5 protein-coding genes are annotated in these 13,640 nt (G+C 60.0%); 4 read left to right on the forward strand and 1 reads right to left on the reverse strand.

Annotated features, from left to right (window positions below; all coding sequences use genetic code 11):
* Positions 1-369: 369 nt before the first annotated feature.
* Positions 370-750, reverse strand: a complete 381-nt coding sequence (gene acpS, locus QP968_RS09760) for a holo-ACP synthase AcpS (RefSeq protein WP_284856246.1) — start codon at positions 748-750, stop codon at positions 370-372.
* A 111-nt stretch (positions 751-861) separates the two neighbouring features.
* On the opposite strand from acpS, the gene QP968_RS09765 reads away from it, so the two are divergent.
* The 4 genes from QP968_RS09765 (at position 862) to QP968_RS09780 (ending at position 13,624) form a co-directional block, all read left to right on the forward strand.
* Positions 862-2,508, forward strand: a complete 1,647-nt coding sequence (locus QP968_RS09765; protein ID WP_284856216.1) for an acyl-CoA carboxylase subunit beta — start codon at positions 862-864, stop codon at positions 2,506-2,508.
* A 65-nt stretch (positions 2,509-2,573) separates the two neighbouring features.
* Entirely contained in the window at positions 2,574-11,630 is a 9,057-nt protein-coding gene (locus tag QP968_RS09770; RefSeq protein WP_284856217.1) for a type I polyketide synthase, read from the forward strand.
* A gap of 11 nt (positions 11,631-11,641) precedes the next feature.
* On the forward strand, positions 11,642-11,821 hold the full coding sequence (locus tag QP968_RS09775) for a hypothetical protein (RefSeq protein ID WP_284856218.1): 180 nt from the start codon (positions 11,642-11,644) through the stop codon (positions 11,819-11,821).
* Positions 11,822-11,836: 15 nt separating this feature from the next.
* On the forward strand, positions 11,837-13,624 hold the full coding sequence (locus QP968_RS09780; protein WP_284856219.1) for an acetyl/propionyl/methylcrotonyl-CoA carboxylase subunit alpha: 1,788 nt from the start codon (positions 11,837-11,839) through the stop codon (positions 13,622-13,624).
* Positions 13,625-13,640: the final 16 nt, after the last annotated feature.

Genomic DNA, 13,640 nt, shown 5'->3' on the forward strand with positions numbered 1-13,640 from the left:
TAGAAACCGAGTATTATCTCACCGAGCCCATTAACACAGGGCCATAAAAGAAGCGGAACCAAACCCAGGACGCTTCATTATCCGGACGAAACGTATCAAACGGCGGCAAAAACGGCACAGACATACCAAAACCCTTATTCTTCAAAATCTATGAGTATTTAGCCTGTGCAACACCAGTCGCTCAGCACCAAACCCTGTACACAACCCACCCCATGGATGTGGCAAATCCAAACCTTAGCGGATGCTAAGAAACTGGTAAGCTTTTAAACACTATCGCCCGCCGCAATCACGCGAAAAGGGCAACACTCGCATTAGGCAAACGGGTCCTTTACCCACACAATGGTGCACGCTGATTGCCTGCCATCACCATTACACGTGAACCAAGACCGTCGCCATGGCATAATCCCCGTCGTGGCTCAATGACACACTGGCAACTGAGATGCCCAATGCAGCTACGTCTCCGTGCAGCTCGATGGCGGGGCGCCCAAAAGCATCCTGCACCACTTCTATCTCTGCGAAGTTCAGTTCCGCCGGGTCGATGGCTGGTGGTGCGCCGAAAAATTTTTGTGACCACGCTTTGATATAGGCCTCTTTCGCAGCCCATCGCGCCGCAAGCGATGCTGCGCGGTCTGTTTTTGCTGCGCATGCGCGCCATTCACGATCCGTGAATACACGAGCAAAGGTGGACCCTTCCTGATCAAGCTGTGAAGCAAAGGACGGGATGTGGACTATGTCTGCCCCTACGAACATTCCTGTGTACATGCTTCTAAACCTAAACCTTCGCTGCCTTCTCCCTGTGAATCTGGATGAATCTAGGGAGCGGGCTCTGGACTTTCAGCCACACATGCTTACGATGCCTATATGTCTGATAGTTTTGCAGGTAAAACTACTTTGCCTTTTTCTTCCCCACCCCTAACTACGTCGCAAAAGAATGAAGACTTATTACGGCGTCGCACCGAAGCTGCGGAACCGGTAGGCGCTGAACCGCTCAACAAGGTGAGCGCTGCGGGTCGACTTACTGCACGCGAGCGCCTTGATTACCTCCTCGATGAGGACTCATTTGTTGAAACTGATCAATTCGCACGCCACCGCACCCATGATTTTGGGATGCAGTCCAAGCGCCCGGTCACCGACGGCATCGTCACTGGATCGGGCACGATAGACGGCCGCGAAGTATGCATCTTCTCCCAGGACGGCACGGTGTTCGGCGGCGCACTAGGTGAGGTGTACGGCGAGAAAATGATCAAGATTCAGCAACTCGCCGTCACAACTGGCCGTCCGCTCGTCGGTTTGTATGAGGGTGCAGGCGCGCGCATCCAAGATGGTGTTGTCTCTTTGGATTGGATCGCGCAGACGTTCCGCCACAACATTGAGGCATCCGGTGTGGTGCCACAGATCTCCGTCATCATGGGCGCATGTGCTGGCGGTAACGCCTACTCCCCTGCTTTGACCGATTTCGTGGTCATGGTGGATGAATCCTCGAGGATGTTTGTCACCGGTCCGGATGTGATCAAGACCGTTACAGGTGAGGAGATCACTCAGGAAGAACTCGGTGGCGCCTGGATCCATATGCAGCAGGCAGGCAACTGCCACTACGTTGCGGACAATGACAAGGACGCCCTGGACTGGGTAGCCGAGCTCTTGGAATACCTCCCGTCCAACAACCGCCAGCGGGCAGCTGCCCCGAAGCCGTTCGGCCTGACGCCTGGCAACCAGCCAGATGCAGATGAGGAGGCATGCGCCGAGCTCGATTCGCTCATCCCTAATTCCGCGAACTCACCGTATGACGTGCGTGAGGTCATCGCGTGCGTCGCGGATGACGGCGAGTTCTTGGAGATTATGGAGCAGCGCGCCGAAAACGTGGTCACTGCTTTTGGCCGTATTGAAGGCCAAGCGGTGGGCTTTGTAGCCAACCAGCCCATGGTGTTGGCGGGCTGTTTGGACATTGACTCCGCTGAGAAGGCTGCCCGTTTCATCAGAACATGCGACAGCTTCAATATCCCCATTGTCATGCTGGTGGATGTTCCGGGGTTCTTGCCCGGTTCTGCCCAAGAGCATGACGGCATTCTGCGCCGCGGCGCGAAACTCTTGTACGCATACGGCGAGGCGAGCGTACCCAAGATCACTGTGACCATGCGCAAGGCATACGGGGGCGCGTATTGCGTGATGGGTTCGAAGGGTTTGGGCGCAGATGTGAACCTGGCATGGCCGACCGCACAGATCGCAGTGATGGGCGCTGCGGGTGCTGTGGGTTTTATCAACCGCAAGGACATCGCCGCAGCCAAAGAATCTGGGATGAGCGAGGAAGATCTGGCACAGCTTGTCGCAGGTTTCGAGCGCGAGTACGAGGACACGGTACTCAACCCATATAAAGCTGCGGAACGTGGCCTGGTGGATTCCGTGATTTTGCCCCGCGAAACTCGCACCGCCATTGCAGCGAACCTGCGCCTGTTCAAGGACAAGGTTGTCGCCCGACCGATGCGTAAGCACGGCAATATCCCGCTCTAATACCCAATTTTTGTTTCCAGATATTGTTTCCAGCCACTATTTCTAGACCTTTGAAGGAAAACACCATGATTATTGCCCCGATTCAGGTTCTCACCACTCCTGCACTGATCTTCCCCGGTCAAGGCAGCGCATGGCAGCAGGCTTTATTTGATGTGGGGGTTACCTCTCCTGATGCTCGTGAGCGGATGGAAAAACTGCTTGACAGTGCCGCATCAATCACGGGCCCTGTTGCCCGCCCCTTGGCATCCGTGGTGCCAGGAGTCGCGCAACGAATCCGGGATGCGCTGAACAATGAGCCGCACGTGGCGCCGATTGATGCCTTCCCGGCTGTCAGCGTGCCGGCTATTCTGCTCGCGCAGATCGCTGCGACTGAGCAACTAGCGGAGCTCGGCTTGGATCTGAACAACGTTCACTTCAGCGGGCACTCCCAAGGTGTGCTGGGCGCAGTGGCAATGGACCCTGCAGGCGATGATGAGGCTGCGGTGAAAGCTCTTGCTTTTGCTTTCATTTTGGGTGCCGCTGCCACGAATGATTACGGTGCGACGGATGCGCGCAGCCGTATGCTGTCGGTGCGTGGTCTCACGGTTGATCAGATCAATGAGTTTGTGCCGGAGGATTCAGGCGCAGTATTGAGCGTGATCAATGAGCGCCGTCACGTGGTGCTCTCCGGCACGCCAGAGGCATTGGCGCAGGCACAGAGTGCAATTGAGTCTCAGGCGAGTGATCACAATGCCCGCCTCGAGGTTGAGTTCGGCGGCTCCGAGATTCAGCCGACGTTCGATTACCTCGATGTGGCCTATCCGTTCCATGTTACAAGCAATATGGCGGCGGTTGAGCAGGCTGCGCAGTGGGCGGAAGCGTGTGGCATCACGTTCGCGGGCACGACTCCACGTGAACTCGCGCAGACCATCCTCGTAGATACCTTTGATTTCACCACCACTGTCCGGGACCTGCTACGCGAGGGCGCAAGCCACGTGCTCTCGCTTGATAAGGGCACCACAACACTCGTTTCCGCACTCGTCAGTGGTGCCGGCGTACCTGTCATTGATGCGTCCACCCCCACAAAGCGTGATGCCTTGGCGCGTCCGGGTGAAAAGCTGCCAGCTGCGGCGGATTACTCACGCTACGCCCCACGGGTGATCACGCTGCCTGATGGCAAGATCTACACGCAGACACGATTCTCTGCACTAACCGGACTCTCGCCCATCATTCTGGGCGGTATGACGCCAACCTCGGCAGATGGTGAGATTGTGGCGGCTGCCGCCAACGCTGGTTACTGGGCGGAGCTTGCCGGCGGCGGCATGTACTCCGAGGAGGAGTTTGGCAAGCACAAAGACAACCTTGTCAGCTTCCTCCAGCCGGGGCGCACAGCGCAGTTCAACACCATGTTCTTCGACCGCTTCTTGTGGAACTTGCAGTTTGGACAAACCCGCATGGTGCCCAAGGCGCGCGCTGCGGGTGCCCCATTCAACGGTGTCTGCATTTCCGCAGGCATCCCCGAGGTGGAGGAGGCAACGGAGCTGCTTGCACAGCTGCACCGGGATGGTTTCCCCTATATCGCGTTTAAGCCGGGTACGACGCAGCAGGTGCGCGACGCCCTCAAGATCGCAGAAGCCAATCCAGATGATTCGGTGATCCTCATGGTCGAAGATGGCCATGCGGGTGGGCATCACTCGTGGGTTGATCTGGAGGACATGCTGCTTGACACCTATGCGGAGATCCGTGCGCATGACAACGCGGTGCTCACCGTCGGTGGCGGCGTCTACTCCCCTGCCCGCGCCGCAGAGTTGATCACCGGTACCTGGTCGGAGAGGTTCGGTCTTGCACCGATGCCGGTCGATGGTGTCTTTGTTGGCACGGTGGCGATGGCCACGAAGGAAGCCAAAGCTACTGATTCCGTCAAGCAGTTGCTGGTGGATACTCCAGGTTTGCCGCCGGAGCACAACGGGGGTTGGGTTGGCCGCGGTCAGGGTGTTAGCGGTGTGGCGTCTTCCCAGTCACACCTGCTGGCTGATCTGCATGACCTGGACAACTCGTTTGCCAAGGCGTCACGCCTGATCACCTCGCTGGATATTGAGGAATATGAGGCGCACCGCGATGAGATCATCGAGGCTCTGTCAAAGACGTCGAAGCCCTACTTCGGTGACGTTGAAGATATGACGTATGCGCAGTGGGTGGAGCGCTTCGTTGAACTGGCTGCACCGTTTGTGGATAGCAGCTGGGATAAGCGTTTCATCTCGCTGCTCCAACGCATTGAAGCACGCCTCAATGAGGCTGACCACGGGGACATCCCCACATTGTTCCCGGAAGGGGCGGTGGCGGATCCGCAGGGGGACGCGGATAAGCTGCTCGCACATTACCCGCAGGCCCGCACGGTGAAGGTCTCTCCGCGTGACGCGGCGTGGTGGATTGGCTTGCATTATGCCTACCCGAAGCCGATGCCGTGGGTGCCGGCTTTGGATGGGGATTTGAAGCTGTGGTTTGGCAAGGACACCTTGTGGCAAGCGCAGGATGAGCGCTACACCGCGGACCAAGTGCGCATCATTCCGGGCCCGGTGGCTGTGGCGGGCATCACCAAGAAGAATGAGCCGGTCGCGGAGCTTCTGGGCAGGTTTGAGGATGCCACAACGCAGATGCTTATCGACGGCGGCGTCACCCCTCTCCCCCGCTTCTCCCGCCTCCATGACGCTGAAGATGAGGCAGCGTACCTGCGCTCCTGCCCAACTTTGGTGTGGCATGGCCATCTGATGGCCAACCCGGCGTATGCGCTGGATGAGGATGCTTTCACGCTCACATCCGAGGTGAACGCTGAGGGTGAGCGCGAGTGGACGATTCGGATTCACGCTGACTCTGCGTGGGACCACCTGCCGGAAGATCAGCGCCCATTCTACGTGCGTGAGGTGACCATCCCGGTGGATATTCCGGCGGGTGCGGGAACCGGTGCTTCCCCCGTTGTATCGCGCGAACGTCTTCCGAAGAGCGTATTTGATCTGCTTGAGGGCCTCGCCGGCGTGGGCTCCGTATCAGAGGCGGGCGACGCAATCATTGCCATGCCAGAGCTTGAGGCACCAACCGAGGACGCCCCCTTTGGCGTGGCTCGTTCCTTCTTCACCCTGCCGCCATCGCTGCTTGCAGCGCACTCTGCGGTCACCGGCGCTGCGTTGCCGGCAAGCGGCAGCGCAGGAGAAGGTGGAAACACCGGACAAGTCCTTGGCACCCCCGATGTCCTTGTCGGTCCATGCTGGCCAGCGATTTACACCGCGCTAGGTTCTGGCCAACTCGCGGATGGTTACCCGGTGATCGAGGGGCTGCTCAACGCAGTCCACTTGGATCATGTCATTGACCTGCGCGTACCGTTGGATGAACTCGCTGATGGGCGCACCATCGAGGTGGAGTCCAAATGCACGTCCATTGCAGAGTCCGCTTCCGGTCGCATTGTCACCGTTGAGCTTGAGCTCACGTCTAACGGTGAAACGGTGGCCACCCAGATGCAACGCTTTGCTATTCGTGGCAGGGCTACGGGCACGGCTACACCGGTCGCAGCACCCGAATATGGTGGCGGAAAGTCCTCGCAGTTGGTGGAAGCAACACCGCGTTCCTTCGTGGACCGTGCAGTGGTGCACGCCCCAGCAGACATGACACCGTTTGCGCTGGTGTCTGGTGACTATAACCCGATCCACACCTCCTACAACGCCTCCGCGTTGGTGAACCTGCAGGCGCCACTCGTGCACGGCATGTGGCTGTCCGCCACCGCCCAACACCTCGCCGGCCGCCACGGCAAGGTGGTCGGCTGGTCCTACTCCATGTTTGGAATGGTGCAGCTGAACGATGAGGTAGAAATCACCGCTGAGCGCGTGGGCCGCAAGGGCATCCACCAAGCACTCGAGGTGACGTGCCGTATTCATGGTGATGTTGTTTCACGTGGCCAGGCACTATTGGCGCAGCCGAAGACGGCATACGTCTACCCTGGCCAAGGTATTCAAACTGAAGGAATGGGTAAGGGCGACCGGGATGCCTCCCCCGCCGCCCGTGATGTGTGGCGCCGGGCAGACCGCCACACGCGCACCAAGCACGGTTTCTCTATCCAGCGCATTGTGGATGAGAACCCGGCGCGCCTTGACGTGCGCGGGCACGAATTCAAGCACCCCGAAGGTGTGCTGCATTTGACGCAGTTCACTCAGGTTGCACTCGCTGTTGTGGCGTACGCGCAGACGGAGCGTTTGCGTGAAGGCAACGCTCTTGCCTCAGATGCCTACTATGCGGGCCACTCGCTTGGCGAATACACCGCGCTCGCATCCTTGGGCAACATCTTTGAGCTCGAAGCCGTGATTGACATTGTGTACTCGCGCGGTTCTGCCATGGGTTCCTTGGTGCCGCGCGATGCGGAGGGCAACTCGGATTACGGCATGGGCGCGTTGCGCCCGAACATGATTGGTGTTGGCCCGGAAGAAGTTGAAGCCTACGTCGCACAGGTGGCCGAAGACACTGGTGAGTTCCTGGAGATTGTGAACTACAACATCAAGGGACAGCAATACTCCATCGCCGGTACGAAGCGTGGTCTTGCTGCGCTGGATGAGAAGGCAAATGCCATCAATCCACGCGCGTACGTGACGGTGCCGGGTGTGGATGTCCCATTCCACTCCCGCGTGTTGCGCGGCGGTGTCGCCGACTTCGCAGAGAAGTTGGATGAGCTGTTGCCCGAGCTTATCGACGTTGACACGTTGGTCCACCGCTACATCCCCAACCTGGTTGCCCGCCCCTTCGAACTGACTCAAGAGTTCATTGACTCCGTGGTGGAAGAGGTTCCGTCCGAGCGTCTGCGTGGCATGACTCCGGAAAACACTGACCGCAACACCTTGGCGCGCACGCTGTTGATTGAGCTTCTGGCGTGGCAGTTCGCTTCCCCGGTGCGCTGGATTGAAACCCAGGACTTCCTCCTGCCACGGGTGGAGCAAATCATTGAGGTCGGTCTTGCGTCCTCCCCGACCCTGACCAACCTGGCTAAGCGTGAAATGGACGTTGTGGGCATCCATGTCCCCGTGTTCAACGTGGAATCCAACCAAGACGTGGTCATGCTGGAAAATGTGGTGGCCGCACCCGAACCGGAAGAGGTTGCACCCGCTGAAGACGCAGCACCGGAAACCAACACCGAACCTGCCGCGGCGCCCGCACCAGCTCCTTCTGCACCAGAAGCCGCACCAGCGGCACCAGTGGCAACGGCGGCAACGGCGGCAACGGCGGCCCCTGCGGGACCTGCCGAGGAGCTGGCGTTCCACGCTGCAGACGCCATCGAGGTGCTCTTCGCCCTGCAGAACAAGATCCGCCCGGAGCAGATCAATGATTCTGACACGATCGAAGAGTTGACCGGTGGTGTGTCGTCGCGCCGTAACCAGCTGCTGATGGATATGTCCGCGGAGCTTGGTGTACCGGCTATTGATGGTGCGGCCGAAGCTGATGTGGCAACCCTGTACCAGCGTGTGAATACCGCAGCACCGGGATATAGCCCCTTTGGCACGGTGCTGTCTGAAGCCGTGGGCACACGCCTGCGCCAGTTGCTTGGCGGTGTAGGACTGAAACCGGCTTTTGTTGGGGATCACCTGGGCTCCGCGTGGGGGCTCCCGGCCTCGTGGACACCGCACGTGGAGGCTGAGATCTTGTTAGGCAGCCGTGCGGAGGATTCTGTCCGCGGTGGTTCCCTTGCCACCCTGCCAACGGCAACAACCAAGGCAGAGGTCAGCGCGATGATTGACCAAGCCGTGCAGAATGTTGCTGCGCGCCACGGTGTTGCAGTGTCCCAAGCATCCCAGGCGAACACTTCGGGAGGTGGCGTGGTGGATTCCGCTGCGCTGGATGCTTACAAGGAGGAGGTCACCGACACTCTCGTGGCTACAGCCCGCACACTGTTGAACAAGCTGGGTGTGGAAGAAGAGACGGCTGAAGTCCTCGCTCCTGACACCACCATCGTGGAAACCATCGAGGCGGAACTTGGTTCCGGCTGGGTCAAGCAGGTCACCCCGGTCTTCGACGAGCGCAAGGCCGTGTTGTTTGATGACCGTTGGGCACAAGCTCGGGAAGATCTCGTGCGCGTCGCCCTGGGCCAGTCTGACCTTGAACCGGCACGTTTTGCAGGCACAGGTGACACGATTGCGCAGCAAGCGCAGTGGTATGCGGAAAACACCGGCGCACAACGCGCAGATCTGCTGCGTGACATCGCAGCCGCTGCCCAATCGCAAGCAGACGAACCGTACGCGCGCGATATTGCACTGGTGACGGGTGCGGCACCGGGATCTATCGCTACGGCACTCGTGGAGAAGCTGCTCGCTGGTGGTGCAACGGTGATCATGACTGCGTCCAACGTCAGCCAGTCCCGCAAGGAGTTTGCGCGCACACTTTATGCTGAGCATGCCTCCGTGGGTGCCAGCCTGTGGCTGGTGCCAGCAAATCTGTCCTCCTACCGCGATATTGATGCGTTGATTGCCTGGATTGGTGCGGAGCAAAAGGAGACGGTGGGCAAGGATGTGAAGATCATCAAACCTGCCATGACGCCGACGCTGGCGTTCCCGTTTGCCGCACCGGCAGTATCCGGCTCCTTGGCCGATGTCGGCGGTAACGCCGAAACGCAAGCACGTTTGTTGCTGTGGTCGGTGGAGCGCACCATCGCTGGTCTATCGGACTTGGCGCAGCGCGGTGACCACTACCCCGCAATGCGCACGCATGTTGTGCTGCCAGGCTCACCAAACCGTGGCACTTTCGGCGGGGACGGTGCTTACGGTGAGGTCAAGGCTGCATTCGATGCGATTGTGAACAAGTGGTCCGCTGAGGCCGGTTGGCCAGACGGCGTGACCTTGGCGCAAGCACGCATCGGCTGGGTCGCAGGCACGCACCTCATGGGCGGAAACGACGGGCTTATCCCAACTGCGGAAGCAGCCGGTATTCACGTGTGGAGCCCGGAGGAAATCTCCTCGCAGCTCATGAGTCTGGCCACCCTCGAATCCCGTGAGCAGGCAAAACAGACCCCGCTTGATCTTGATCTCACCGGCGGACTCGCTGATGCTGGTGTGTCCATCGCGGAACTGGCACGGTCGGGGCGTGATGGGGAGGCCCATGGGGCGTCGATAAGCGAAGAGAGTGCGACCGTACGAGCTTTGCCGAATGTGACAAACCCGCAGCAACCCGCGCCAACGCAGGTAGCGGATGTGCAGTGCTCCCTCGATGACATGGTGGTCGTTGTGGGTGTGGGCGAGGTGTCCAGCTGGGGTTCCGGGCGTACCCGCAAGGAGGCTGAATACGGTATTGAGCGCTCCGGCGATGTGGAACTGACTGCTGCTGGCGTGCTGGAACTGGCCTGGATGATGGGCTTAATCACGTGGTCTGAAGACCCGAACCCGGGCTGGTACGACGCGGACGGTACGGAAGTGGCAGAGGAAGACATCTTCGATCGCTTCCGAGCTGAGGTCGTGGCGCGCTGCGGTGTGCGCACGCTGACGGATAAGTACTTCCTCACGGACCAAGGCTCCGTGGATGTGGAACAGGTCTACCTGGACCGCGACATCACGTTCACCGTGACCTCGGAGGAGGAAGCACGCGCCCACGAGACTGCAGACCCGGACAAGACCGTGGTCCGTCAGGCCGATGGAGAGTGGACCGTGACACGTCTGGCTGGTGCGCGTGCGTTTGTGCCGAAGAAGGCAACGCTCACGCGCACGGTGGCCGGCCAGATCCCGGATGATTTTGATCCGACCAAGTGGGGCATTCCGGCCCAAATGGTGGACGGCATGGACCGGATCGCCGCATGGAATCTTGTCACCGCTGTCGATGCCTTTATCACTGCGGGGTTCACACCAGGCGAGCTCATGCAGGCAGTGCACCCCTCCTTGGTGGCCACCACCCAAGGCACCGGTATCGGTGGCATGGAATCGCTGCACAAGGTCTTCGTCTCCCGCTTCATCGGGGAGGAGCGCCAAAGCGACATCCTGCAAGAAGCTCTGCCGAACGTGGTGGCGGCGCACACCATGCAGTCTTTGGTGGGTGGCTATGGTTCCATGATTCACCCGGTTGGCGCATGTGCGACGGCAGCGGTGAGTGTGGAAGAGGCCGTGGACAAGATCGCGCTGGGCAAGGCGGACTTTGTCATCGCCGGTGGTATTGATGATGTGCAGGTGGAGTCCCTCCAGGGCTTCGGTGACATGAACGCCACGGCAGAAACAGCCAAGATGACAGCCCAAGGCATTGATGATCGCTTCATCTCCCGCGCCAACGACCGGCGCCGCGGCGGATTCCTGGAGGCGGAAGGCGGCGGCACCTTGCTGCTGGCACGCGGTTCACTCGCGGCTGAGCTGGGCTTGCCGGTTCACGCTGTGGTGGCATATGCCTCCAGCTTCGGCGATGGCGCGCACACCTCCATCCCCGCACCTGGTATCGGTGTGCTGGCCGCGGCGTGTGGTGGTACGTCCTCACGCTTGGCCCGCAATCTGGCGCAGCTTGGGCTTTCGCCCAACGACGTCTCCGTGCTGTCCAAACACGACACCTCCACGAACGCGAACGACCCAAATGAGTCGGAGCTGCACTCACTGCTGTGGCCGGCGATCGGCCGCGATGAGAACGCGCCGATGTACGTCATCTCCCAGAAGACGTTGACCGGACACGCAAAGGCAGGTGCCGCCCTGTTCCAGATCGGTGGCTTGATTGATGTGTTGGCCTCCGGCCAGCTGCCACCCAATGCGTCGCTGGACTGCGTTGATCCGCTCATCGCACCGAAGGCAAAGAACTTGGTGTGGTTGCGTTCCCCGCTTGATCTGGGCGCAGGCAACGTGAAGGCGGTGGCACTCACATCGCTTGGCTTTGGCCACGTCGGCGCACTGGTCGTACTGGGCCACCCAGGTGTGTTCGAGGCTGCGCTGGTGCGCGCTGGCAAAGACGCGGATGCGTGGCGCGCCCAAGCCACGAAACGTCTCGTAGATGGTGCTGGCCGACTTGAAGCCGGGATGCTCGGACGCGCCACACTGTTCGAGCCGGTGGAAAACCGCCGCTTCGCAGGGGCCAACGAACACGCTGATGAAATCGCCCTGCTGCTCAACCCTGATGCACGCCTCAACGAAGACGGCAGCTACCCCACTGTTTAAGGAGAGACATCATGACACCGCTTTTTCACACCGATGACGCCTCGTTGTCCCACGATGAGATTGCAGCCCTGAGCGCCGTGATCGCCGAGGCACAGGCATGGCACGTCGCTGCACACGTGGGTGACGTTGAGGAAGGCTCGGCGTCACCGTTTGACTCCTCCCCCACCTTCGGCAACGTCACGTACTACTAAGCAAGGAGCACATTCATGCATGACTTTCCCTTTCACAAAGTGCTGATTGCTAACCGCGGTGAGATCGCAGTCCGCATCATCCGCGCAGCACGTGACGTTGGGCTTTCCAGCGTGGCCATTTATGCGGACCCAGATAAAGGTGAACCTTTTACGTCCATGGCCGATGAGGCCGTGGCTATCGGCGGAACCACGTCTGCGCAGAGCTACCTGGATATAGATAAGGTGCTCCAAGCCTGCAAGGATTCAGGCGCGGACGCGGTCCACCCTGGCTACGGCTTCTTGAGTGAAAATGCTGAGTTTGCCCGGCGCGTGATCGAGGAGGGGCTCACCTGGATTGGCCCGCCTCCGGAGGCCATTGAGGCACTCGGCGATAAGGTCACGGCCCGTGCGCTGGCGGAAGCCGTGAACGCACCGCTGGCCCCGGGCACCAAGGAGCCAGTTTCTGGCGCCGATGAGGTGGTTGCCTTTGCGGATGAACACGGTTTGCCGGTGGCTATCAAGGCCGCCTTTGGTGGCGGTGGCCGTGGTATGAAGGTGGCCCGGACCCGCGGTGAGGTCCGTGAGCTCTACGAATCCGCAACACGTGAGGCTGAGGCGGCGTTTGGTCGCGGCGAGTGTTTTGTGGAGCGCTACCTTGACCGCGCCCGCCATGTGGAGGCGCAGGTGATTGCGGATGCACACGGAAACGTGATTGTGGGCGGCACTCGCGATTGTTCTTTGCAGCGCCGCTTCCAAAAACTCATTGAGGAAGCACCCGCACCGTTTTTGACCCAAGAGCAGCGCGACCGCATCCATGAATCTGCCAAGGCGATTGCCAAAAAGGCCGGGTACGTCGGGGTTGGCACGGTGGAATACTTGGTCGGCGCGGATGGCCTGATCTCATTCTTGGAGGTCAACACTCGCCTCCAAGTGGAGCACCCAGTGACCGAGGAAACAACAGGCATTGATCTGGTCATCGAACAGTTCCACATTGCTGCTGGCCGCCCATTGCGCTTTGAGCATGATCTGGAGCCAACCGGTCACGCCCTGGAGTTTCGCATCAACGCCGAGGACGCCGGCAGCAACTTCATGCCAGCTCCCGGCACTGTGACGCGCTACGAGGAGCCTGGTGGGCCCGGCGTGCGCGTGGATTCCGGTATCCGCGCAGGCTCGGTCCTGGGTGGTCAGTTCGACTCCATGTTGGCCAAACTCATCGTGCGCGGTGAAACCCGCGAGCACGCCATCGCGCGCGCAAAACGCGCGTTAGCGGAATTCAAGATCGAAGGTGTGCCCACGGTCATCCCGTTTCATCAGCGCATGCTTGACGACGCCGCCTTCACCGCCCCCAACAACCACTTCACCGTGTACACCCGCTGGATTGAAGAGGAATGGGACCCGGACGTCGCCCCGTTTGAGGGCGACGAGACGGATGAGCAAACCGAGGACCGTAAGCGCCGTACCGTATCCGTTGGTGTCAACGGACGCTCCATTGAAATCACACTTCCGGAACCCCTGCTCCTCGGGGCTGTGGCGCAGCGGCGCCGCAAACGTCGTTCTCGCTCTGGCTCCAGTTCCGCAAAAGGTTCAAAGGGTACAGCCAGTGCAGACACCCTCACAGCACCGATGCAGGGCACGGTGGTGAAAGTGAGTGTCACCGAAGGTGCACACGTTGAAGCAGGTGACGCCCTGCTGATTCTGGAGGCCATGAAGATGGAAAACCCCGTCAAGGCGCACAGGAGCGGCACCGTGAAAAATCTAGCGGTCAAGCCCGGTGAAAACGTGAACAAGGGGGCAGCACTCCTGGATATCGTGGCCGAGGACTAACTCCTCACACCCGGAC

The organism is Corynebacterium sp. MSK041, from assembly GCF_030232265.1.
GTDB lineage: Bacteria > Actinomycetota > Actinomycetes > Mycobacteriales > Mycobacteriaceae > Corynebacterium.